Below are 24,671 nucleotides of genomic sequence, written 5' to 3' on the forward strand. Positions count from 1 at the left end.
ATGCAGAATAATAATCTCCAATATGTTCGTCGCGAAATGGTGGGTGAAGAAACTCCGCCACCATCCGTTCACGGGATCATGCACTGGTTGCGGGTAAACCTATTCGCAACCCCGCTCAATATGGCCACATCCCTGATTACTCTTTTCGCACTTGTCTGGTTTTTGCCGCCGATGATTGATTGGCTGTTCGTCAACGCGGTCTGGTCCGGTCCCAATCGCGAAGTCTGCTTGACCGTCGCACAGGGCGGAATACAACCCGATGGCTGGTCGGGGGCATGCTGGGCCTTTGTGAATGCAAAATTTCAGCAGTTTATTTACGGACGTTATCCATTCGAAGAACGCTGGCGGGTCAATCTAACTGGATTGCTCTTTGTGGTTCTGTTAGCTCCGCTGCTCATTCCCAAAGTACCGCGCAAGATAATCAACGCCATCCTGTTCTTTATCGTATTTCCGATAGTCGCTTATTTTTTACTGGTCGGCGGCTGGTTTGGACTGCCTTATGTTGAAACGCCACTTTGGGGCGGATTGCTGGTCACTTTGGTTTTGTCTTTCGTGGGCATTGCCGTTTCGCTGCCGCTTGGAATAGTGCTTGCCTTGGGTCGCCGCTCGCAACTGCCAGTTATTAAATCCATCAGCATCATCTTTATCGAGATGGTTCGTGGGGTACCGCTGGTAACGGTGTTGTTCATGGCGAGCGTTATGCTCCCGCTGTTTCTTCCGCCGGGAATTACCTTTGATAAGTTGCTGCGGGCATTAATTGGCGTGGCATTGTTTGCTTCCGCCTATATGGCCGAGGTGGTCCGAGGCGGTTTGCAGGCCATTCCGCGAGGTCAATATGAAGGCGCTGACGCGTTGGGGCTAAGCTATTGGCAAAAAACCGGGCTCATAGTGCTGCCTCAAGCGTTGAAATTGGTGATACCCGGTATCGTCAATACTTTTATCGGCCTCTTCAAGGATACGAGTTTGGTCTACATTATTGGCATGTTCGATTTGCTGGGCATTGTCCGGCAAAACTTCTCCGATGCGAATTGGGCTTCTCCGCAAACGCCGATGTCCGGGCTAATCTTTGCAGGTTTTGTTTTTTGGATATTCTGTTTTGCGATGTCGCGATACTCTCTTTTTATGGAACGACGTCTCGAAACGGGCCATAGGCGTTAAGCGGATCGTAGGAAGTTAAAGCGTCAAGCTATACAGAATTATACAGAAGCGGCCGCACAAAGAATATTGAAGTGAAGCCGCTTAAAATGAGGAATTACAGGCAATGAGTGCACAAAAAACCGCGATCCCCAACGATACTAGTATCGAACAACCTAAGATGCAGGTTTCAGATACAGATGTCGCAATTCAAATTACCAACATGCATAAATGGTATGGCGAATTTCATGTATTGCGCGACATCAACCTCAAAGTGATGCGCGGCGAACGGATCGTGGTGGCGGGACCATCAGGTTCGGGAAAATCCACGATGATCCGTTGCATAAATCGTCTTGAAGAGCATCAAAAGGGTCAGATCGTAGTTGAAGGCGTCGAACTCACCAATGATCTGAAAAGGATCGATGAAGTCCGGCGCGAGGTCGGTATGGTGTTTCAGCACTTCAATCTTTTTCCGCATTTGACCATTTTGGAAAACTGCACTTTGGCGCCAATTTGGGTGCGTAAACTGCCGAAGAAAAAGGCCGAGGAAATTGCGATGCATTATTTGGAACGCGTCAAAATTCCTGAACAGGCCAATAAATATCCAGGACAGCTTTCGGGCGGGCAACAACAACGCGTCGCGATCGCCCGTGCATTGTGTATGAACCCACAAATTATGCTATTTGATGAGCCGACTTCAGCTCTTGATCCGGAAATGGTCAAGGAAGTTTTGGACACGATGGTGAGCCTTGCCGCTGAAGGGATGACAATGATCTGCGTGACTCACGAGATGGGATTTGCGCGTCAAGTTGCTAACCGAGTGATCTTTATGGATCAGGGACAAATCGTAGAACAAAATTCGCCTGCGGAATTCTTCGATAATCCGCAACATGAACGTACCAAATTATTCCTTAGCCAGATTCTTCACTAAGCATCCGGGTCATTCGCGTGAACAATTCCGATACTAGTGCAGGGCTCGCACGTCCTTTGGAATATGCAATTAACAGCGTAACCTTGGAGAAACCAAGGTCACGCTGTGCATGCTGAAAGAGATGGATATTCGGGCTCGATTTTGGAGTATTAGAGCTGCGCAAAAAGGCTTAACGCGCTTGCATTGCACCAATGGCATCATAGCCATAAAGCCAATCGAGATCTTTTAAAAAATTTTCGGCAGGTCGATTGGCAAACAGCAAGTTGCGTCCCATAGCAAATGGCCCGCTGGCGTGATAGGCAAAACGGTTCATCCGGCCTCGTTTGGCAGCTGCGTCGATCCGAGCTTTTCGCACAGTTTCAAAATGTTGAAGAGCGAGTGTTGGGTTTGGTTGATCTAAGGCGACTGCCAATGCTGCCGCGTCTTCAATCGCCATTGCTGCGCCCTGAGCTGCAAATGGCGTCAATGCATGAGCAGCATCACCAAGCAATATGGTGCGTGCATCGGCAATAAATCTTGCATTAGCCATTTCAAAAAGTGGCCAATATGTCCATTTCACCGCTGTGGAAATCACCTCGCGAACAGGCGTACTCCAATCTTTGAATGTGTTTATCAAAGTTTGAGAATCGCCTGATGTGGACCAAGTTTCACCGGTATTATCGCCAGCAATAATTGCAACAAAGTTGAAGGCTTCTCCCGCCTTCACAGGATATGCGATAAAATGCGCATTCTTTCCCAGCCATGCAGATACGGCATTTTGTTGCGGTAGCGCATTGAGAAAGGAGCTGGGGAGAGCGCTTGCGGGAATAGTGTTGCGCCAAGCAGTATAGCCACTAAATCGGGCGGGGTCATATCCAGCTCTTTGGCGCAGAGTTGACCATACGCCATCACATCCCAGAAGATAGTCCCCTTCAACACTTTCCGTCTCAGAGTTTCGTTTTATAATCGCGGTAACGCGCTCTTGCGAATTTTTATGCGATAAGACTTCTGCGCCAAGATTGAGTTCTATGGCGGGATTTTTGCCGACAGTCTCGACCAGCGCCGACTGCAAATCGGCACGATGGCAGACCTGATACGGGTATTTCCATCGCGCCAAAGTTATGTCGTTGGGCCCCATCGTCAATAGGGGGCGGGCGCTGCGCCCGTCTACAAGACTTATATTTTCCGGAGTAACCGAGAATGGTTCGAGCGCTGCAGCGACACCTAGGCGCTGTAAGTGTCGCATTGCGTTAGGAGCGAGCTGAAGTCCAGCTCCAACTTCAGATAGGACCGGCGCCTTTTCGAAAATCCGAATGCGCCATCCTCTTGAAGCAAGCTCAAGCGCAGCACTTAATCCGGCGATACCGGCGCCAGAAATCAAGATGCAGCGATTTTTGCCGATATTGCCCATATTTCAACCAGTTTTGATTGCGTTGAGCAATTAAGCAACTTTTCCATCTGCAGCGTTATACGCACATCCAACTGGGATTGTTTCACCTGAGCGAAGTTGTGGATTGTAGCGATAGAGGGTTGAACAATAGGGGCAGACAGTCACAGTTTCGTCGCCCATATCCAGGAAGACATGCGGATGGTCGAAAGGCGGGTTCGCACCGACGCACATAAATTCTTTGACGCCTATTTCGATGGCATTATGGCCAGCGTCGTTTTGAAAATGTGGGATAACATGATCGGACATGGTAGGCTCCGTTACCTATGGTTCGCAACAGTGGTTTGGGAGGGTGTAGCGCGAACGTTCAGTTTCTGGAAGGGTTTTCAACAATTTTGAAGATATTTCAAGAGCGTTGCTATTATACTGTCAAAAGGGAGCCATAAGCTAGGATCAAGCTTATTTGCGCCAGCGCAGTCCCGGATTGGAAAAGATGAACGAAAGCAGCACTGTAACCACCAAAAAGGTTAAGGACCTTTCTGAACAGAAAAATTCCGACGAAGCGGTTTGTGATCAAGCAGACGGTTCGAACGAACTCTGCGCTATGATGGAAAGTCCCGAACGCTTTGTGAATCGCGAGTTTTCCTGGCTGCAATTTAACCATCGCGTTCTCAAAGAGGCAGATAATATCCGTCAGCCACTGCTGGAGCGATTGCGCTTTCTTTCCATCTCGGCAACGAATTTAGATGAATTTTTCATGGTTCGTATTGCGGGTCTGGCCGCACAGGTCCGCGCTGGAGTAGCCATGAGAAGTGCCGATGGCCGCACTCCGGAAGAGCAGCTTAATTTCGTGCTAGAGGAAGTCAGTAAACTACAGGAAGAACAGCAAGCCTGTTTACGCAAACTACGTAATGAGCTTGCGAAGGAAAATATTGAAATTGTGAGGCCATCCGCACTTTCACCCGCGGAAAAAAACTGGTTGGAAGATCATTTTCTCGAAACAATCTTTCCAGTACTGACACCGCTTTCGATTGATCCCGCACATCCTTTTCCATTTATCCCGAATTTAGGTTTCTCTATTGCTCTGCAATTGGTGCGCCGGCTGGACAATCATCCTATGACCGCGCTTTTGCGCATACCGGTTGCGCTCAAACGTTTTATTCAATTGCCTTCTGAGGAGCCAAATCTCTTCCGTTTTATCCGGGTGGAAGATGCAGTCAGCCTATTCATCGGAAGATTGTTCCCCGGTTATGAAGTTCGTGGGGCAGGAACTTTTCGCATAATTCGCGATAGCGATATTGAAGTTGAGGAAGAGGCGGAAGATTTGGTGCGCCTCTTTGAAACGGCATTGAAGCGCCGACGCAGAGGACAGGTAATCCGCATAGAATTTGATTCTGAAATGCCTCCAGCATTGCGGGTTTTTGTGGCTGCTGAATTGGGGGTTGCGGAAAATCGAATCAGTGTCCTAGAAGGCCTACTTGCGCTCAACATGATTTCAGAAATTGTCGCTATACCGCGCGACGACCTGAAATTTGTTGCATATAATCCGCGATTTCCCGAACGGATTCGCGAACATGGCGGAGATTGTTTCGCTGCAATTCGGGAAAAGGATATTGTCGTTCATCATCCTTATGAGTCTTTTGACGTGGTTGTTCAGTTTCTGCGCCAAGCCGCGGCCGACCCGGATGTATTGGCAATCAAACAGACGCTCTATCGCACATCCAATGACAGCCCCATTGTGCGCGCCTTGGTTGATGCGGCAGAGGCAGGCAAGTCTGTTACCGCTCTTGTTGAGCTTAAAGCGCGTTTTGATGAAGAGGCAAATATACGCTGGGCGCGAAATCTTGAACGGGCGGGTGTGCAGGTTGTTTTTGGCTTTATCGAACTAAAGACTCATGCAAAAATGTCTCTTGTAGTGCGCCGTGAAGACCAGAAATTAAGGTCTTATGTGCACCTTGGGACAGGGAATTATCATCCGATTACCGCGCGTATTTATACGGATTTATCTTTCTTTACTTCTGACCCACAAACTGCGCAGGACGTCGCGCATGTCTTTAATTTCATTACAGGATATGCACGGCCAGACGAAGAAATGAAGATTGCAATTTCTCCGCTCACCTTGCGCGCACGGATACTCAAACATATTGAAGATGAAATTGCTCATGCAAAGGCCGGACGTCCCGCCGCCATATGGATGAAGATGAATGCGCTGGTCGATCCACAGATTATTGACGCGCTTTATCTGGCCAGTCAGGCAGGAGTTCAAATTGATCTTGTGGTGAGAGGAATTTGCTGTTTACGACCAAATGTGCCGGGGCTTTCAGAAAACATTCGCGCAAAATCGATTGTCGGACGTTTTTTGGAGCATAGTCGTATTTTCTGCTTTGGAAATGGACATGTTTTGCCGTCGGAAAAAGCTATCGTTTATATCGGCTCAGCTGATATGATGCCGCGCAATCTCGACCGTCGTGTGGAGACACTGGTACCAATCACTAATGCCACCGTACAGCAGCAAATCTTGTCGCAAATCATGTTTGCTAACATAATTGATAACCAACAAAGCTATGAGCTACTTGCAGACGGCACCTTTCGCCGGTTAGAAAAAGATCCTGATGAGGAAGCTTTTAATGCGCAGGAATATTTCATGACCAATCCAAGCTTATCGGGACGTGGAAAGTCTATGAAGTCATCTGCTCCCCGTTTGATCGCGCATCGAAAACGTGCGCAGGCTGAAAGAAACGCTACTGCATGAGTCCAGCCGCAGCTCAAGGTCGTTTGAAGGGCCTCAAACCGGTCGCCGTTATTGATATTGGTTCCAACTCGATTCGCGTCGTGGTTTACGAAGGTATCGTCAGATCCCCAACCGTGCTTTTTAACGAAAAGCTTCTTTGCGGATTGGGAAAAGGTCTGGCAACAACGGGTAAGCTGAATGAAAAATCGGTCGGTGTTGCCCTGCGCGCGCTCAAGCGTTTCAGAGTGCTGGCAGAGCAGGCAGGAGCCATTTCAATTCACGCTTTGGCGACAGCCGCCGCCCGCGAAGCCATAAATGGCCCCGATTTCATTGCCCAGGCTGAAGCCATACTCGGTCGCCATATCGAAGTCCTATCGGGCAAGGAAGAAGCTCACTATTCGGCGCTAGGTATCATCTCAGGTTTTTACAAGCCGCAAGGCATTGCTGCCGATCTGGGTGGAGGGAGCCTAGAGCTGATCGCCATCGAAGATCATGAGATTAGCGAAGGCGTGACTTTACCCTTGGGTGGTTTGCGCTTGCAGGACATGGCAAATGAAGATTTGTCCCAAGCAGCAAAGATTGCTCGAGCCGAGATGGCCCGTGCCTCCTTATTGGAAAAGCATCGCGGGCAAGTCTTTTATGCAGTTGGCGGAACGTGGAGAAACCTTGCCAAGCTGCACATGACTGCAAAAAACTATCCTCTGCACGTCATGCATGGCTATGAAATGGATCCGTTAGAAGCTCAGCAGTTTCTCAAACGCGTTGCCAAAGGCAATATTGAGAAACTATCGGGCATTGAAGCAGTGTCGAAGAATCGACGCCAATTGCTTGCCTATGGCGCGACAGTCATGCTCGAAGCCATCCGCCGTATGCAACCATCGCGGATTGTGTTTTCAGCCTTGGGTGTGAGAGAAGGTTACCTTTATTCTCTTTTACCTAAAAATGAGCAGAGGCTCGATCCTTTGTTAGCCTCTGCCGAAGAGCTAGCCATTCTCCGCTCTCGATCACCGCGTCATGCCAGGGAACTGGCGACCTGGACGACACTAAGTCTGCCTTTCTTGGGCTTTGATGAAACCGAGGACGAGGCACGCTGTCGACAGGCTGCCTGTTTGGTTGCTGATATTAGCTGGCGCGCTCATCCAGATTATCGCGGTTTGCAGGCACTCAACATTATTGCCCATGGGTCCTTTGGCGGGATCGATCATGCTGGCCGTTCCTTCATGGCCTTGGCAAATTATTTCAGGCATGAAGGATTGGTCGATGATGACGTTGCACCGGAACTACTTCAATTAGCAACGCCGCGCTTGCGAGATCGCGCGCGGCTGCTTGGTGCGCTTTTACGCGTTGTCTATCTCTTTTCGGCGTCTATGCCGGGCGTTATCCCTCGACTTTATTGGCGTGAAGAAGAAGACAGAGTCGCATTGGTCGTTCCAGGAGATTTAGCAGAGTTAATCTCGGACCGTCCGGAAGGCCGCTTGCAACAATTGGCCAAACTCGTTGGCAAAAAACTATATTTTGCGATCGGTGATGCTGCCATTGAAGGTATGCGAGAGTGAGTAACGTGCAACAGGCGCTCGGCCTGTCGCAACTAGTCGGATCACTCTTCTAGCGCGACCGCTTTGATCCGGCGATTTTCGAACTTAATGCCGATTTTTCCAGAAATCAGATCCAGCGCTTTTTGACCGAAAAGTTCGCGGCGCCATCCACGCAGTGAGGCCACATCGGCACGTTCACCTTCGGCAGCGATTCGGTCAATATCGTCAGAGCTCGCGACGATTTTCGCTGCAACGCCATATTCTTCCGTCACAAGCTTAAGCAGAACCTTCAACAAATCCGCGGCAGCGCCGGTGCCCTCAGGCACATTTGGCTGTTTGGGAAGACGCGGCAGCTCATCTTTCGGAATGTCGAGCGCTGATTGAACAGCAGCTAACAACCCCGCCGCTTGCGATGAACGCTCCCATCCTTTCGGAATAGTCCGCAACCGACCTAGCGCTTCCGCATCGCGGGGCTGCTGCTGGGCGATCTCTGCAATAGTGTCATCCTTGATGACGCGGCCCCGCGGAACATTTCGCTCACGCGCTTCACGCTCACGCCAGGCGGCGACGGCTTTGACAATGGCAAGTTCAATAGGCTTGCGCACCCGCGCCTTAACGCGCCTCCAGGCATCGTCTGGATGCAGATCATAGGTTTCACGAGCACCTAGGACCGCCATCTCCTCATTAACCCATTCATTGCGCCCTTCAGCGTCAAGCTTCTCTTTTAAGTAAAGATAGATGTCACGCAAATGGGTCACATCTGCAAGCGCATAGTCGAGCTGCTTTGCAGAAAGCGGACGCCGTCTCCAATCGGTAAAGCGCGAGGACTTATCGATCTGATTGCCCGTGACTTTCTGAACAAGCTGATCATAGGAAATGGCATCACCAAAACCGCAGACCATTGCAGCCACCTGAGTATCAAACATCGGGCTCGGAATAAGCCCACCCAGATGAAAGACAATTTCGATATCCTGACGTGCGGCATGAAACACCTTCACCACTTTTTCATTCGCCATCAGCTGAAAAAAAGGTGCAAGGTCGAGCCCGGGCGCCAGTGCGTCGACCAAAGTTGTTTGATCGGGCGAGGCCATCTGGATGAGGCAGAGCTCCGGCCAGAAAGTCGTTTCCCGAATAAACTCGGTATCGACTGTCACGAAATCGGATTTACTCAGTGCGGATATGGCCTCTTCGAGGGCCTGAGTTGTGGTAATGAGTTGCATAGTTTCCCTTTAGACAAAGCTGTGCTGCTTGTCGCGGGCAATCAGCAAATATCTATTCTTCAACGCTTCAATTGTGATTTTTATCGACATATTCTGTCAAGCTCGCCTAACAAATTCTTATAGTGGCAGTGCGGACTTGACAAAACCTGGTCAAAATGCGCTTTTCCGCCCAAATCCGCAGCTTATTTGCTACACCATTTTTCTAGCGTTCCAAAAGGTGGAAATCATGCACCGTTATCGCAGCCACACCTGCGCAGCCCTTCGCAAGTCGGATGTAGGCTCCACTGTTCGTCTGTCGGGCTGGGTTCATCGCGTCCGTGATCACGGCGGTATCCTTTTTATCGATCTTCGTGATCACTATGGTTTGACCCAGATCGTTGCAGATCCTGATTCGCCTGCATTTAAAATTGCAGAAACCGTTCGCGGTGAATGGGTCATCCGGGTCGATGGCGAAGTCAAAGCACGCGCCGACGATGCAGTGAATCCAAATCTTCCGACCGGTGATGTCGAAATTTTTGCGACCGAAATTGAAGTTCTGTCTGCAGCCAAAGAATTGCCGCTGCCAGTTTTTGGTGAACCGGACTATCCAGAGGATATTCGCCTCAAATATCGTTTCCTCGATCTTCGTCGTGAAACGCTGCATAAAAACATTATGAGCCGTACGAAAATCATCGCTTCGATGCGTCGCCGCATGGGCGAGATCGGCTTCAATGAATTTTCGACGCCCATTTTGACGGCTTCATCACCGGAAGGCGCGCGCGACTTCCTCGTGCCAAGCCGCATACATCCGGGTAAGTTTTATGCGCTGCCGCAGGCGCCGCAACAATATAAACAGCTGCTGATGGTGGCGGGTTTTGACCGCTATTTCCAAATCGCGCCGTGTTTCCGCGATGAAGATCCGCGTGCAGACCGTCTGCCGGGCGAATTCTATCAGCTCGATCTGGAAATGAGCTTCGTAACCCAAGAAGAAATCTGGGAGACGATGGAACCTGTCATGCGCGGCATTTTCGAAGAATTTGCCGAAGGCAAACCGGTGACGCAGAATTTCCGTCGTATTCCTTATGACGAAGCCATCCGCACCTATGGTACCGATAAGCCCGATCTGCGTAACCCGATTGAAATGCAGGCCGTGACTGAGCATTTTGCAGGCTCAGGTTTCAAGGTCTTTGCCAATATGATCGCAAATGATCCGAAGGTTGAAGTTTGGGCAATCCCGGCCAAGACTGGAGGAAGCCGCGCATTCTGTGACCGCATGAACTCCTGGGCGCAAAGCGAAGGCCAGCCCGGTCTTGGTTATATTTTCTGGCGCAAAGAAGGCGATAAGCTTGAAGGCGCTGGCCCGATTGCTAGAAATATCGGCGAAGAACGCACTGAAGCGCTTCGTCAGCAGCTAGGATTAAGTGATGGTGACGCCTGCTTCTTCGTCGCTGGTCTGCCATCCAAATTTTATAAATTCGCCGGTGATGCACGCACGCGTGCCGGTGAAGAACTCAACCTTGTCGATCGTGATCGTTTCGAACTCGCATGGATCATCGACTTCCCGTTCTATGAGTGGGATGAAGACAATAAGAAGCTGGATTTTGCCCACAACCCATTCTCCATGCCGCAAGGTGGAATGGATGCGCTGGAAAATATGGATCCGCTTGAAATCAAAGCCTATCAGTATGATCTGGTGTGCAATGGTTTTGAAATTGCATCAGGCTCCATCCGCAACCAGTTGCCTGAAGTGATGGTCAAGGCTTTCGAAAAGGTCGGCCTTAGCCAGCAGGACGTGGAAGAGCGTTTCGGCGGTCTCTACCGTGCATTCCAATATGGCGCACCTCCACATGGCGGCATGGCAGCCGGCGTTGATCGCGTGGTCATGCTTTTGGTAGGCGCAAAGAACTTGCGTGAAATCTCGCTTTTCCCAATGAACCAGCAGGCTCTGGACCTTTTGATGGGTGCGCCATCGGAAGTAGCACCTGCTCAGCTTCGGGAATTAAACGTGAGATTGGCCCCGGTTCAGAAAAGCTAAACTCAAAATTGCTCAAATAAAACCCGGCCTTTAGCCGGGTTTTTTTATTCATCTGATTGCGCTTAATTATTAGCGCTCACCGTCAGCTTTAAAAGTTGAATGAGCTTGGTCGGGTCTGCGGAAGCGGTGGCGGCAATTGCTGCAAAGCTAACCGGTTCATCCGGCGATGCGCTGATCGTTAGAGATTTTGGATCTGAAAAATATTGGCTTGCTGCGGCACCAAGCTGCTTTGCAAATTCTGGATTTTTAAGCTGCGTAGCTAATAGGGGAACCAACATCTGCATTTGTATTGCCAGCGTTTCCGCGTCGCTGTCTTGTTTTTTTGCAAAATATTCGAGCAGCTTTTTAGTCAATGATTCATCATCAAATCGAACCGTGAGCCGCTGGAGACTTAGCTGCTGAGAAAGTTTGAGTGCGGCAAGGCCAGTTGCGTGAGAATCCGCATCGGCTTTAAGCATTTCGTCCTGCATTTTTTGTACAGCTTGCAAGAAGGCGAGATTATAACCACCCATGCTTCCAGTAATGTTGATCTTACCCAAATCGGCAGCATTGATCTCGAAATTATCAAGCGAAGTGTCGCCCGTTTGCGGTTGCCAGGCGCCATTGGAGCGTAATGACGCGTTGAAACTATCCATATTCAAAGGCGCTAATGGATTGCGCGCTGTGTCAGTAAATGTCGTTGCAATACTGGCAATCGACCATGCATAATCGACCCTTTCAGGCTTCTGGGGCGCGTTGAGCGTGACCTCAATTCCCTTCAGAGCGACGCCGCTTGTGCCGGGAACTTCCACGTCGATCTGATCGATCGCCATGCGATCATAGAAAACCATCTTGTCGAGTGGATCACTGGCGCTGGCTGAAGGTAACTGCACCTTCTCCATCAAAATGCCTTTGACGATGACGCGGTCTTTGTCCTGGCCAGTATCTGTGGTGAAATCCTGATCGGGAATTATGACCTTGCCAATGATGAAACCCCCATCGGATGTATCCTCAACCTTTTCTAAGGTGATATCGCCGATCTCTGTTTGATTATCTGAAGCCGCAGCAAGTTTGATTTTGGTGCCTTCAAGAATGACATCATCGCCTTCAGCCTTCACATTGTTGAAGGTGACTTCTCCTCCCTTTTCGTGATAGAGAGCTTTAATACGCCCCGCGACCGCATCAGCATCAACAGCAAATGCAGTGCCTCCAAGAAGAAGTGATAATGCTGCACTGGTGACAAAAACGCGCGTGGCGCGATGGGTCGAAACTAAAAGCTGCATATCAAGGCTCCTGAAATCAACGATAAGATGCAAGGTTCTCATAAGCCGAACCGAATAGAAAGATGCTTGGCTATTTTTGTGCCAGCATTCGCGATCAATTGGCTTTCGAGCGAAAATAGCGGTGATTTCTCGTCAGAATCGCAACGAATGTACTGGATTGGTTCTCATCGCCACTTGCTGACGAATCGCGCAATTGGTACTTAGAACTATGGGAAAAAGTCTGATTCCGCCGGGCGACGGCGAAGAACATATCGAACGGGTCGATCTTAAGTCAGCCCTCGAAGAACGCTATCTCGCTTATGCGCTGTCCACGATCATGCATCGTGCGCTGCCGGATGTGCGCGACGGTCTGAAACCGGTGCACCGGCGCATCATCCATACGATGCGACTTTTGCGCCTTAATCCCGACCAAGCCTATGCGAAATGTGCGCGTATTGTCGGCGATGTTATGGGTAAATTCCATCCTCATGGCGATGCCTCAATCTATGACGCGCTGGTGCGTTTGGCGCAGGATTTTGCGGTGCGCTATCCGTTGATCGACGGGCAGGGGAATTTCGGTAATATTGACGGCGATAGTGCTGCAGCAATGCGCTATACAGAAGCCCGTATGACCAATGTGGCGGCCCTGCTTTTAGAAGGGATTACCGAAAACGCCATTGATTTTCGCCCGACCTATAATGAGGAAGACGAAGAGCCTGTCGTACTGCCCAGCGCGTTTCCAAATCTCTTGGCCAACGGCTCAGCGGGTATTGCGGTGGGTATGGCTACCAATATTCCGCCCCATAATGTGGCTGAGCTTTGTGCAACAGCGCTTTACCTGATCAACCATCCTGATGCGTCGGATGATGAACTTCTGACCTCGCCCGAGCAGTGGGAAGAGTTGCAGAAACAAGCCGAGACCGACCCTAAGGCTCTGCTCAAATGCAAAGTGCGCGGTCCTGATTTTCCAACCGGCGGTGTGCTGGTTGAAGAGCACGCCCAAATTGCGGAGGCCTATCGTACCGGGCGCGGTTCTTTCCGTGTACGTGCGCGCTGGCACAAGGAAGAAGGCAATCGCGGCACTTGGGTAATCGTTGTTACCGAAATCCCTTATCAGGTGCAAAAGTCGCGGTTGATTGAGAAGATCGCCGAGCTACTACTCGCTCGTAAACTGCCTCTTCTTGATGATATTCGCGATGAATCCGCCGAAGATGTCCGCTTGGTGCTGGAGCCGAAAAACCGTAGCGTTGATCCGGAATTGCTGATGGAATCGCTTTTCAAGCTAACCGAGCTTGAAAGCCGAATTTCGCTCAATATGAACGTGCTTTCGCATGGCAAAGTGCCAAATGTTCTTTCGCTGGGTGGCGTGCTGCGCGAATGGCTGGACCATCGCAAGGAAGTCTTGGTTCGTCGCTCTGAATTCCGTCTAGGCGAGATCGAAAAGCGACTGGAGATTCTAGGAGGCTTCCTTAAGGCATATCTTAACCTCGATGAAGTGATCCGGATCATTCGCGAGGAAGACGAGCCAAAACAAGAACTGATGCGAGTTTTCGAGCTGAGCGATGTTCAGGCAGAGGCCATCCTCAATATGCGTTTACGCTCATTGCGTAAGCTCGAAGAGTTTGAAATCCGCAAGGAATTTGACGCATTAACGGTCGAGAAGAGTGAGCTTGAAGGTTTGCTTGCATCGGGCACACGTCAGTGGAAAAAGATCAGTACTGAAATCAAGGCGGTTCAAGATAAGTTTGGCCCGGAAACAGCACTCGGCAAGCGTCGAACCGGTTTTGGCCTCGCATCGAACTGGGACCTTGAAGAAATTCATCAGGCAATGATTGAGCGCGAGCCGGTCACTATCGTGGTTTCCGAGAAGGGCTGGCTGCGGGCGATGAAGGGCCATTTAGCCGATTTTTCGACGCTCTCGTTTAAGGAAGGCGACAAGCTTAAACTCGCTTTCCATGCAGAAACGACAGACAAGCTGCTTTTCGTTACGACGGGGGGTAGATTTTTCACAATCGGCGCCAATACGCTCCCCGGCGGTCGCGGCCATGGTGAACCTATTCGCATTCTCGTGGATATGGAAAACGATCAGGACATCTTGACCGCCTTTGTGCATGATCCTTCAGCTAAGCTTTTGGTGGTTTCGCATCAAGGCAATGGTTTCATCGTCTCTGAAAGCGAGGCGGCGGCCAATACCCGTAAGGGCAAGCAGGTGTTGAATGTGAAAGCACCCGACGAGGCTAAACTTTGCGTGCGCGTTTCCGGAGACCATGTCGCGGTTGTTGGCGAAAACCGTAAAATGCTGGTCTTCCCGCTATCGGAAATTCCGGAGATGACCCGCGGCAAGGGTGTACGTCTGCAAAGATATAAGGATGGCGGCGTCTCTGACATTCGGACTTTTGCTTTGGAGGACGGGTTGAGTTGGCAGGATTCGGCCGAGCGCACATTCACTCGTAACAAGGATGAATTGCTCGAATGGATAGGCGCCCGCGCTACAGCCGGACGTCTGGTTCCGAAAGGTTTTCCGCGTTCAGGTAAATTCGGATAATAATGCCAGGCGCTCCTATTCTATTGCGCTTGGTAAAACTTTCCGAAGAAGATTGAAAAATGGCAATTGAAGTGGGCAGCTTTGTCCACTTCTTAGCCCTCAAAAAGCTGCCAACCGCGCGGGCCCAAATGTTCCTGTGGCCTGAAACGCGTCTTATATTGCATCTTGCGCGAACCTTCGACCCAATAGCCCAGATAAACATGGGGTAAGCCAGCTGCGCGGGCACGCTGAACATGGTCAAGGATCATAAATGTACCAAGCGAGCGCTCTTCCGCGTGAGGCGAAAAAAACGAATAGACCATCGAAAGTCCGTCCGCCATCACATCGGTTAAAGCGACTGCAATCAGTTCTCCATCCCCTTTTGCATCGATAAAGCTTTCAGGGCCGCGTTTGCGATATTCAATGATTTGCGTATCGACATGAGTGTCTTCGATCATCATTGCATAATCGAGCACTGTCATGTCTGACATCCCGCCAGAGCGGTGTCGGGCATCTAGATAATCACGAAACAACGCATATTGTTCTGTGCTGGGTTGCGCTTTTTGGTGACGACCGACGAGATCTCGATTGGCGTTCCAGACCCGGCGCATGCTTCGGTTCATCTGAAAACTGTCAACCAGAATACGCACTGAAACGCAGGCCCGACATGTCTCACAGGCTGGTCGATAGGCAATGTTCTGAGAGCGGCGGAAACCACCTTGCGTCAAAAGATCATTGATCTCGGAAGCTCTGTCACCGACCAGATGGGTAAACACTTTGCGTTCCATCTGTCCGTCCAAATATGGACAAGGTGAGGGTGCCGTTAAAAAAAACTGCGGAGAATGTTGCGGCTGATGGGTCATTCACTATCCACGAAACGGCAACCGAATAGTAGGATTACGGTGTCAGGATCACGCTGGTCGAACAAAACGTCAATAGATATTTTGCCCCGTCTGCAATTAAACCGCAACCCTTAGCCTAGCACACCGGCAGTAATTCGATCGGCCCGGACAACCGCCGTTCCCAACAAAAGGTCATGTACCGCCCGTTTGCGATCCAAAACCAGCGTTGCCAAGAGGATGAACGGCGTCAGCACCGCATTGAGTGCCCAGAACAGAACCGAATGCACAATTGCAACAATCGGGGTGATCTCTCCGCCTTCCAGTAGCACCAGTTTGATGTTCATAATCTGCATGCCCTTGGTTGCGGCTTCGCGCCCGCCTAGCGTTAGGGCCACATAAAACAATGTGACCACGGGGAACATAATCGCGTAGAGGCCCCAACCAATTCCAAGCGTTAGCAAACCAAAAAAAGCGATTAGAATGGCCGCCGGAATGCATAGGAAAAATACGATCAAATAATCGATAAGAAATGCCAATACCCGGCGGGTTCTCACTCCTTCAAACAATGCACGGCTCTCATAGCGAGGTGCGGATAGAATTTGGTCGTACATGATCTTTTCCACTCATGTTAAGAACTGAAAGGGACGAAGACCGTCCCGCTCCGCGCCGCGCAGAACCTTAACAAAGTGGGAAATAAACGCGACCATTTCAAGACAGTGTCATTGGAGGCAATTTTGAGATGTTACCCTTCGGCTTTGAGCTTTTCGGCAATCTCAAGGGCCGCATATGTTAATATTCCGTCGCAACCGGCCCGTCTGAAGGCAAGTATACTCTCCATCATCACCTTATCGCCGTCTATCCAGCCATTCATGCTCGCAGCCTTGATCATGGAATATTCGCCAGAGACCTGATAGGCAAAAGTAGGAAGACGAAAAGCGTTTTTGAGTTTTTGGACAATATCGAGATAGGGCAAGCCCGGCTTGATCATAAGCATATCCGCGCCTTCCAAAATATCTTGCTCTGCTTCACGCAGCGCTTCATCGGAGTTAGCCGGATCAATATAATAGGTTTTCTTATCGCCTTTCAGAACGCCTGCTGTACCAATGGCATCGCGAAAAGGACCATAAAAAGCCGATGCAAATTTTGTCGCATAAGAAATAATGGCAACGTTGTTATAGCCGTTTTGATCAAGCGCTCGCCGAATTGCGCCAATCCGGCCATCCATCATATCCGAAGGCGCGATAATATCAGCGCCAGCTTCCGCCTGCGACAGAGCGCCCTTTACAATCATGGCAACAGATTCGTCATTGACGATTTCACCATTGCGCAAAATCCCATCATGCCCATGGGACGTGAATGGATCTAGAGCCGCATCAGTAATGATTCCGATTTCCGGAACCTCTTTTTTGATCGCCCTGACAGCACGGTTAATCAGATTATCGGGACTGCTTATGAATGCGCCATCTTCGGTTTTTACCTCGGCGCTTTCCCGAGGGAAGGGGGCTAAAGCGGGAATTCCGAGCTTGGCTGCTTTCTCAGCCAATCGCACGGCCATATCCACCGAATGACGCTCGACGCCAGGCATGGCCTCAATGGGCTCGCTGACGCCCGACCCATCGGTCAGAAAAAATGGCAGAATAAGATTATCCACGCTCAGGCGTGTTTCTTGCACAATACGACGCGACCAGTCCGCCTTGCGCATCCGGCGCAGTCGCCTGCTTCCTGTGATATCATCGATATCTTCGGTGACATTGGCGGAGGACAAATTGAACTGGTTATCTCTCATCGACTTACCCACAATGAAAGCTTGAGAACCCACTTGGGCAGAAGCTTGTTATCTGATCAAAATCATTTATCACGGGAAAAGCCTCAAAACCAAGTCTATTAGCCTGTGCAGGATTGACGCGGTAAATTTGTCTTTTTACCGCTAACATAAATGGGAGAAACCAGATGCAGATTGACTTTGGCGGTGGCAGCGAAATCAGTTTCGAAAAGCGCGGTAAAGCAGGGCTGATCAAACTCACGCGCGCTTCAGCACTTAACTCCCTGACACATAATATGATTCTGGCGCTCGAACGTGCGCTTAACGCTTGGGAGGAAGATTCTTCTGTAGCCTGCGTGATTGTCGAGGGCGAAGGTCGGGCCTTTTGCGCGGGCGGCGATGTGGTTGCGGCCTATAGAGCAAAATATGCGGGTATCCCAGCCTATGAGTTTTTCCGCGACGAATATCGATTAAATGCGCATATCGGACGGTTCAGCAAACCCTATATTTCTTTTCTTGACGGCATCGTTATGGGCGGCGGTGCGGGAATTTCTGTCCATGGTTCGCATCGGATCGTTACGGAGAATACACTTTTCGCAATGCCAGAAACCGGCATCGGCTTTTTTCCTGATGTGGGTGGCAGCGCGTTCTTACCCCATCTCCCGGGCAATTTTGGTCTATATTTAGCTTTGACTGGCAATCGCATAAGATGGGGTGACTGCCTTCAGAGCGGCATCGCAACCCATGCGGTCAAGTCGGATGCGCTTGATGCATTACGCGAAGAGCTCATCGCCACCGCCGATCTGGACGCTCTACAAAATTATCGTCAGCAGCCCGATTTTGAAACTTCTGCGGAAATGCGACAAGTAATTGCTCAGAGCTTCGCGCATGGAACGCTCAAAGAATGTATTGATGCATTGGAAAATTCTGTTGAGCAGGGGCATAAGTCAGCCGCCGATATTCTTAACGTCTTAGCTAGCCGCTCGCCCACGAGCTTGGCCGTTACATTCCGACAAATGAAAGATGCTCGGGGGCTCACGCTCGATGATTGTCTGCGCATGGAATACCGCATTGCCTCTCACATGCTTAAAGGGCACGATTTTTATGAAGGTGTTCGGGCTGTGCTTGTCGACAAGGATGGCACTCCGGTCTGGAACCCAGTATCACTGGATCAAGTTACGCCAGAAACAATAGAGACTTACTTTGAAAATTTAAGTGAGAGGGAATTAAACCTTTGATGCGTCGGGACGAATTGCACACACATGTAAGGCAGAGTGCTACCGAATGGTCTTTCGTGTGGTTCATCCGCGCTGTTGCGCTGGCCGCATTGGCCAGCGGGGTTTATTATTGGATTAGATTGATCGGTGTCCAGCCTGGCATGCTCTGGCGTTTTGATCTGATGCCTTGGCTTTGGCAAACAGCGGTGGTGGCTCTGGCTGTTCTGATGCCCGTGGCGGCAACAGGACTTTGGATGCGAGCGCCCTGGGGCCCTGTACTTTGGTTTATAGCCGCAATAGGGGAGATCGCGATCTATTCGGTATTCTCCCGATATTTCGAATATAAGCCCTTTACCGTGGCGTTCAATCTTCTGGTGATTGCTGTCTATATTGTTTTTCGAATTTTATTTTATCTCGAAAAACGCCGCCAATCGCGGGTTGGTCTCGTCGCTTAAACGCGATCGCATCAGTTGGCGTCTAGCAAGCAACAAGCTCAGCATCTAGCTAATCGACCTAGCAAGAACTAGGATCGGTCAACATCGGCGCTTATTGCTTCCTCTCTTTTGTCCGCTGCAACGCCTAAACTATTGCTGGGCGAAACGCTGATACCGGAAAACGCTGACCCCCTCCGAGAAGCATTCTTGTTGCCCAACGGCCACTGTCCTAAGGTTTCTCATGGGTAAACCGGGATTCAAAGCGCTGACCACGGTGTCTGCCTTGAAAAGCAAGGGAAGACATGAATATGCCATAAAATAAAGAATAAGAAAATTATGATATTGTTTGTGAGGGGCGATAATTTATTCGCAAACCTTAATTGTGGGAACCGGAAAATGGTTGATAATCACAATAATTCTGACGCTTTCCGTTTAGATCGCCGTAGTTTTTTGCGCGGAGCTGTGACAGCCGGACTTACAGCGGCAACAGCATCGCTTGCATCATCGGCATTCGCCCAGCAAACTTTAAATGATATTCTCGCTGCTCCTCGACGCGGCCAATGGGACGATCAGTTTGATGCGCGCGCCACAGGAAGACAGGCTGTTTCAACCAATCAGCCGATTTTAAGCAACGATACGATCATCGGCTTAGAAAACGCTATCGCACGTTATACAGAGATAGCTGGACGGGGAGGTTGGCCCACAGTGCCGGGTAACGCCAAGCTCCGCCTCGGCGTCAGTGATCCTGCGGTCCGCGTCTTACGTCAGCGATTGGCCGTTTCGGGAGATCTTGCCCGTGAGGCAGGCTCCTCTAATGCCTACGACACTTATGTCGATGCTGCCGTCAAGCGTTTTCAAGCACGGCATGGTTTGCCGGCCGATGGCGTGATGGGCCAGTTCACTTATGCGGCCCTGAACGTTGATGCAAATACCCGATTGGGCCAGCTACATACCAATTTGCAGCGTTTATCGCAGATTGTGCCGACCACTGATTCCGAACCTCGGTTCGTCATGGTTAATATTCCAGCCGCTCGAATTGAAGCAGTGGAAAAAGGTCGCGTTGTCTCTCGACACACCGCCGTAGTCGGAAAAATTGATCGTCAGACCCCGATTCTGACTTCAAAAATTCATGAAATTATCCTCAATCCTTACTGGACAGCACCGAAATCAATTATCCAGAAGGATATCATTCCGCTGATGCGGAAAGACCCGCAATATCTCACCAATAATAAAATCCGCCTGTTCAATCAGCAGGGACAGGAAGTGCCGCCCGAAAGCGTCGACTGGAACACCGATGAGGCCGTGAAGCTCATGTTCCGTCAGGACCCCGGCAAGATTAATGCTATGTCCTCGACGAAAATTAATTTCCATAACAATCATGCGGTTTACATGCACGATACGCCGCAACAAAGTTACTTTAACAAGCTCATGCGGTTTGATTCTTCCGGTTGCGTGCGCGTACAAAATGTACGCGATTTAAATCTCTGGCTGTTGCAGAATACTCCCGGTTGGGACCGTCAAACCATGGAAGCTGCTATTAAATCGGGCGCCAACACGCCTATTCAATTGGCCGATCCAGTGCCGGTGCATTTTGTTTATCTGACGGCTTGGGCCACCGGTGATGGCGTGGTTCAATTCCGTGACGATATTTACCGGATGGATGGTGCAACTGCGCTTGCGCTTGGCACAGACATTTAGTCGCTGGATTAAACGAATTCAATTCTGTTTAAATCCCTATTTGCCGTGCTTTAACGCACCAACGCGCAATCTTAGAGTGGGATTATGGGGCCGAGACGCCGCATACGTGCCTGAGTGCCGCATTTTGGTAGTTGTTTATCGTATAGCGGCCATTGGCCTTGGTTGCAGAAGTGTGATAATGCGCCTCGACCATATAGCTGTACCGGCTGACCGGAGGGAATGAATATGTCGCAAACCAATGCCGCCTCGAATTCCGTTTTAGATCATTTCTTCAATGCAAGTCTTGAAGAGATCGATGCTGATATTTTCGGAGCAATCCGTAACGAGCTTGGGCGTCAACGCCATGAAATCGAATTGATCGCTTCTGAGAACATTGTTTCCCGTGCGGTGCTCGAAGCGCAGGGTTCTATCCTCACCAACAAATATGCCGAAGGTTATCCCGGTAAGCGCTATTATGGCGGCTGCCAATTTGTGGATGTGGTGGAAGAGCTGGCAATTGAGCGCGCCAAAAAGCTTTTTGGTGCCGAGTTTGCGAATGTTCAGCCCAATTCGGGAAGCCAGATGAATCAGGCAGTGTTCTTGGCGCTTTTGCAGCCGGGTGACACTTTCATGGGGTTGGATCTCAATTCTGGCGGACATCTAACCCACGGATCGCCAGTCAATATGTCGGGCAAGTGGTTCAATGTCGTATCTTATGGCGTGCGTGAGGACGATCATTTGATTGACATGGACGAGGTTGCCCGACTTGCGCGTGAAACCAAGCCCAAGCTTATCCTCGCCGGTGGTACGGCCTATTCGCGTATTTGGGATTGGAAGCGTTTCCGGGAAATCGCCGATGAAGTCGGAGCCTATCTGATGGTCGATATGGCTCATATTGCTGGCCTGGTAGCCGGTGGCGTTCATCCTTCGCCAGTTCCGCATGCGCATGTTTGCACCACAACAACCCATAAATCGTTGCGCGGCCCACGTGGCGGAATGATTCTGACCAACGATCCGGATATTGCAAAGAAAATCAATTCAGCGGTATTCCCCGGACTTCAGGGTGGTCCACTGATGCACGTTATTGCAGGTAAAGCAGTAGCATTTGCTGAAGCGCTAAAGCCGGAATTCAAAATTTATGCGCAAAATGTGGTGGATAATGCGCGTGCGCTTGCGGAAGAGCTAAAGTCGCAAGGGTTGAACATTGTCTCTGGCGGAACCGATAACCATCTGATGCTGGTTGATTTGCGCCCGAAGAATGCAACAGGCAAGCGGGCCGAGGCCGCTCTTGGACGCGCGAATATTACCTGTAACAAAAATGGTATCCCATTCGATCCGGAAAAGCCGTTCGTAACTTCCGGCATTAGACTTGGCACGCCAGCTGGTACAACCCGTGGCTTTGGTGTCGCGGAGTTCAAGCAAGTCGGCTCGTTGATTGCCGAAGTGCTCGACGGTCTGAAATCCGTCAACTCAGATGAAGGCAACGCCGCAGTTGAACAGGCAGTTAAGGAAAAGGTCATTGCACTGACTGATCGTTTCCCCATGTATGGCTACCAAGGCTAAAATTAGCTGATGAATTGAAAGCCCCGTCCAACATAGTTGGGCGGGGTTTTTTGTGATGAGCTTCATTAGGTTCTGTGTCAGCAATCGGTTATTATCTTTCGGAATCACCGTTTATTGCGCTTGGAAGCGCGGTTTACTACAATATTTTTAATATCGTCGTGCGAAATATGCCTCCCATTTCCCCGCGACTTTTTGGAATGAAAGAGACCTATGCGTTGTCCTTTTTGCCAGTTTGAAGATACGCAAGTTAAGGATTCACGGCCCACAGAAGATGGCGCTGTCATCCGTCGGCGCAGGGTGTGTTCTGTATGTGGTGGGCGGTTTACAACTTTTGAGCGCATCCAGCTCCGCGATCTGATGGTCGTCAAAAAAAGCGGTCGGCGCGTACCCTTTGACCGAGAGAAACTAACCCACTCCATTCAGGTGGCACTGCGTAAGCGTGAAGTGGACCCTGAACTGGTTGAGCGCGCCATTTCCGGCATAGTGCGACGGCTTGAAAGTTCGGGTGAAACCGAAATTCCGTCTGAGGAAATCGGTCGCCTGGCTATGGAAGCCCTTAAAGGCATTGATGACATTGCCTATATTCGCTTTGCCTCGGTTTATCGTAATTTCAGTAAAGCAGTCGATTTTCACAACATCATCGATGATTTGACGGTGGATGAAATCGATCTCGATCTGGAAGATTGAGGATGGGTGTTTCAATCTCGGCCAATATTTCACGTGATGATCGCCGCTATATGGAAGCCGTGATCCGTTATGCCCGAACACATAAAGGCCTTACCGGAACCAACCCATCTGTCGGCACTATCATTGTCAAGGACGGCATTATTGTTGGCCGCGGCGTCACTGCAATTGGCGGAAGACCCCACGCGGAGCCATTAGCTTTGGCTGAAGCGGGAAAAGCAGCCCGCGGCGCTACCGTCTATGTGTCGTTAGAGCCTTGCGCGCATCACGGCAGAACTCCGCCCTGTGCGGACGCGCTTATTCAGGCAGGTGTAGCGCGAGTGGTTGTTGCTGCGACGGATCCAGACGAGCGAGTAAGTGGCAAAGGCCTTGCTATTTTACGCCAAGCAGGAATTGAAGCAGTAGCAGGCGTCCTTTCAGCACCGGCTGCCGATGATTTGTCTGGCTACCTGAATCGAACTTCGAAAAAACGACCGGAAGTGACTCTAAAACTTGCACTTTCCGCCGACGGGATGATCGGCAAAAAAGGTGAGGGAAAGGTTGCGATTACCGGTCAAACCTCCTTAGCGCAATCGCATATTCTGCGCGCGCAAAGCGATGTCATATTGATTGGGATCGAGACAGCTTTGGCTGATGATCCAATATTGAATTGCCGGTTGCCAGGGCTTGAGCAACGCTCCCCTGTGCGCATAGTTTTGGATAGTCAGTTGCGTTTACCGGTACAGTCTAATCTCGTGCAAACTGCAAATTTAACGCCGCTGTGGATTGCCTGCGATGTAGGGGTAACCAATGAACGGCGGCAGGAAATGCAGGCGGCCGGATGCAAGATTCTCGCTGGCGAAGCGGTTGATGGCAAACTTGCTTTACCCGAACTCATGGATGATTTGGCCGCGCTGGGAATTTCATCCGTATTAGTAGAAGGTGGCGCAGGTGTTGCGAAAAACTTTCTCGAAGAAAAACTGGTCGACCGCCTTATAATCTTCCAATCAACTCTCATCATCGGGCCTGACGGAATCGCAGCGCCAAACCTCGACCCTTATAAAAATGGAGAGTTTACCTTAGCGAGAGAAACCCGTTACGGCAGTGATCTCTGTTACGAATACATAAGGAATACCTGATGTTTACAGGCATTGTAACCGATATCGGCACAATTGACTCGGTTAAGCGATTGAATTTAGGTGCCCGGCTACGCATTCAGACGAAATATGATCCCGCAACAATAGAAATGGGCGCTTCTATCGCATGTTCTGGCGTCTGTCTGACGGTGGTGGCTCTTCCAGAGAAAGGCAGCAACCAAAGATGGTTTGAAGTTGAGGCCTGGGAAGAGGCTTTAAGACTCACCACAATTTCAAACTGGCAGGCTGGAACCCGTATCAATCTGGAGCGCTCGCTCAAGCTTGGCGATGAGATGGGCGGACATCTTGTTTCCGGACATATTGATGGCCAAGCTGAAATCGTAGAGCGCAAAGAGGAAGGTGAGGCGGTGCGTTTCACATTGCGCGCACCGGAAGAGCTCGCGCCATTCATCGCTCAAAAAGGCTCAGTTGCGCTGGACGGTACCTCATTGACCGTTAATGGTGTCAACGGCAATGAATTTGATGTATTGCTCATCCGTCATTCACTGAACGTCACGACTTGGGGCGACCGCAAGGCGGGCGACAAGGTCAATATTGAGATTGATCAGCTTGCGCGTTACGCAGCAAGGCTTGCGCAATACTCGAAATAGGCATAGAGCCTACTGCTCCAAAGTTCTTTTATATTTTCGCGCTGACCGTTACGCTCGGTGAGCGCGTTCT

Annotated in this window: 20 protein-coding genes; 13 read left to right on the forward strand and 7 right to left on the reverse strand. The window is 50.3% G+C overall.

The features are described 5' to 3' along the window. Together C7374_RS08655 and C7374_RS08660 are read left to right on the forward strand one after the other, a co-directional pair. Window positions 1-1,158: an amino acid ABC transporter permease gene (locus C7374_RS08655; protein WP_111575222.1), complete on the forward strand. Its 1,158-nt coding sequence runs from the start codon at window positions 1-3 to the stop codon at window positions 1,156-1,158. Between the two features lie 103 nt (window positions 1,159-1,261). Further along, on the forward strand, window positions 1,262-2,065 hold the full coding sequence (locus C7374_RS08660) for an amino acid ABC transporter ATP-binding protein (protein WP_111575223.1): 804 nt from the start codon (window positions 1,262-1,264) through the stop codon (window positions 2,063-2,065). Between the two features lie 169 nt (window positions 2,066-2,234). On the opposite strand, the gene C7374_RS08665 is transcribed toward C7374_RS08660, so the two are convergent. Further along, entirely contained in the window at window positions 2,235-3,455 is a 1,221-nt protein-coding gene (locus tag C7374_RS08665) for an FAD-binding protein (RefSeq protein ID WP_210205105.1), read from the reverse strand. A 30-nt stretch (window positions 3,456-3,485) separates the two neighbouring features. Next, window positions 3,486-3,740, reverse strand: a complete 255-nt coding sequence (locus tag C7374_RS08670) for a zinc-finger domain-containing protein (protein ID WP_111575224.1) — start codon at window positions 3,738-3,740, stop codon at window positions 3,486-3,488. A gap of 184 nt (window positions 3,741-3,924) precedes the next feature. Here C7374_RS08670 and C7374_RS08675 point away from each other — a divergent pair, with 184 nt between their 5' ends. Both C7374_RS08675 and ppx read left to right on the forward strand, forming a co-directional pair. Beyond that, window positions 3,925-6,183 carry an RNA degradosome polyphosphate kinase gene (locus C7374_RS08675; protein ID WP_280969654.1) on the forward strand — a complete coding sequence of 753 codons (2,259 nt, stop codon included), beginning with the start codon at window positions 3,925-3,927 and terminating at the stop codon, window positions 6,181-6,183. Then, window positions 6,180-7,718 carry an exopolyphosphatase gene (ppx, locus tag C7374_RS08680; RefSeq protein ID WP_111575225.1) on the forward strand — a complete coding sequence of 513 codons (1,539 nt, stop codon included), beginning with the start codon at window positions 6,180-6,182 and terminating at the stop codon, window positions 7,716-7,718. The genes C7374_RS08675 and ppx overlap by 4 nt, the downstream gene beginning before the upstream one ends. Window positions 7,719-7,759: 41 nt before the next feature. On the opposite strand, the gene rnd is transcribed toward ppx, so the two are convergent. Further along, window positions 7,760-8,917, reverse strand: a complete 1,158-nt coding sequence (gene rnd / locus C7374_RS08685; protein ID WP_111575226.1) for a ribonuclease D — start codon at window positions 8,915-8,917, stop codon at window positions 7,760-7,762. A 226-nt stretch (window positions 8,918-9,143) separates the two neighbouring features. Between rnd and aspS the strand changes: the two genes are divergently transcribed. Then, the gene (gene aspS / locus C7374_RS08690) at window positions 9,144-10,931 is read left to right on the forward strand and encodes an aspartate--tRNA ligase (RefSeq protein ID WP_111575325.1); all 1,788 of its coding nucleotides are present in this window, start codon (window positions 9,144-9,146) and stop codon (window positions 10,929-10,931) included. Between the two features lie 62 nt (window positions 10,932-10,993). On the opposite strand, the gene C7374_RS08695 is transcribed toward aspS, so the two are convergent. After that, complete coding sequence (locus tag C7374_RS08695) at window positions 10,994-12,193, reverse strand: hypothetical protein (RefSeq protein WP_111575227.1); 1,200 nt, start codon at window positions 12,191-12,193, stop codon at window positions 10,994-10,996. 208 nt (window positions 12,194-12,401) lie between these two features. On the opposite strand from C7374_RS08695, the gene C7374_RS08700 reads away from it, so the two are divergent. Then, window positions 12,402-14,717, forward strand: coding sequence for a DNA topoisomerase IV subunit A (locus C7374_RS08700; RefSeq protein WP_111575228.1), 2,316 nt, complete (start codon window positions 12,402-12,404; stop codon window positions 14,715-14,717). 92 nt (window positions 14,718-14,809) lie between these two features. Here the strand turns inward: C7374_RS08700 and C7374_RS08705 are convergent, their stop codons facing one another. From C7374_RS08705 to hemB, 3 genes are all read right to left on the reverse strand, one after another. Continuing rightward, on the reverse strand, window positions 14,810-15,559 hold the full coding sequence (locus tag C7374_RS08705; protein WP_111575229.1) for an arginyltransferase: 750 nt from the start codon (window positions 15,557-15,559) through the stop codon (window positions 14,810-14,812). Between the two features lie 110 nt (window positions 15,560-15,669). Continuing rightward, window positions 15,670-16,149, reverse strand: coding sequence for an RDD family protein (locus C7374_RS08710; protein WP_111575230.1), 480 nt, complete (start codon window positions 16,147-16,149; stop codon window positions 15,670-15,672). 131 nt (window positions 16,150-16,280) lie between these two features. Further along, window positions 16,281-17,324, reverse strand: coding sequence for a porphobilinogen synthase (gene hemB / locus C7374_RS08715; protein ID WP_111575231.1), 1,044 nt, complete (start codon window positions 17,322-17,324; stop codon window positions 16,281-16,283). Window positions 17,325-17,488: 164 nt separating this feature from the next. On the opposite strand from hemB, the gene C7374_RS08720 reads away from it, so the two are divergent. The 7 genes from C7374_RS08720 (at window position 17,489) to C7374_RS08750 (ending at window position 24,601) form a co-directional block, all read left to right on the forward strand. After that, window positions 17,489-18,538, forward strand: coding sequence for an enoyl-CoA hydratase/isomerase family protein (locus tag C7374_RS08720; RefSeq protein WP_111575232.1), 1,050 nt, complete (start codon window positions 17,489-17,491; stop codon window positions 18,536-18,538). Continuing rightward, the gene (locus tag C7374_RS08725; RefSeq protein ID WP_111575233.1) at window positions 18,538-18,972 is read left to right on the forward strand and encodes a DUF6163 family protein; all 435 of its coding nucleotides are present in this window, start codon (window positions 18,538-18,540) and stop codon (window positions 18,970-18,972) included. The genes C7374_RS08720 and C7374_RS08725 overlap by 1 nt, the downstream gene beginning before the upstream one ends. 375 nt (window positions 18,973-19,347) lie before the next feature. Further along, complete coding sequence (locus C7374_RS08730) at window positions 19,348-20,649, forward strand: L,D-transpeptidase family protein (protein ID WP_111575234.1); 1,302 nt, start codon at window positions 19,348-19,350, stop codon at window positions 20,647-20,649. Between the two features lie 225 nt (window positions 20,650-20,874). Further along, window positions 20,875-22,191 carry a serine hydroxymethyltransferase gene (gene glyA, locus C7374_RS08735; RefSeq protein WP_111575235.1) on the forward strand — a complete coding sequence of 439 codons (1,317 nt, stop codon included), beginning with the start codon at window positions 20,875-20,877 and terminating at the stop codon, window positions 22,189-22,191. Between the two features lie 210 nt (window positions 22,192-22,401). Then, window positions 22,402-22,878 (forward strand): transcriptional regulator NrdR, encoded by a 477-nt coding sequence (nrdR, locus tag C7374_RS08740; protein WP_111575236.1) that lies wholly within the window; start codon window positions 22,402-22,404, stop codon window positions 22,876-22,878. Between the two features lie 2 nt (window positions 22,879-22,880). Next, on the forward strand, window positions 22,881-23,993 hold the full coding sequence (gene ribD / locus C7374_RS08745; RefSeq protein ID WP_111575237.1) for a bifunctional diaminohydroxyphosphoribosylaminopyrimidine deaminase/5-amino-6-(5-phosphoribosylamino)uracil reductase RibD: 1,113 nt from the start codon (window positions 22,881-22,883) through the stop codon (window positions 23,991-23,993). Further along, complete coding sequence (locus tag C7374_RS08750; RefSeq protein ID WP_111575238.1) at window positions 23,993-24,601, forward strand: riboflavin synthase; 609 nt, start codon at window positions 23,993-23,995, stop codon at window positions 24,599-24,601. Before ribD ends, C7374_RS08750 begins: the two co-directional genes overlap by 1 nt. The last annotated feature ends 70 nt before the right edge of the window (window positions 24,602-24,671 follow it).

The organism is Falsochrobactrum ovis (genome assembly GCF_003259955.1).
Lineage (GTDB): Bacteria > Pseudomonadota > Alphaproteobacteria > Rhizobiales > Rhizobiaceae > Brucella > Brucella ovis_A.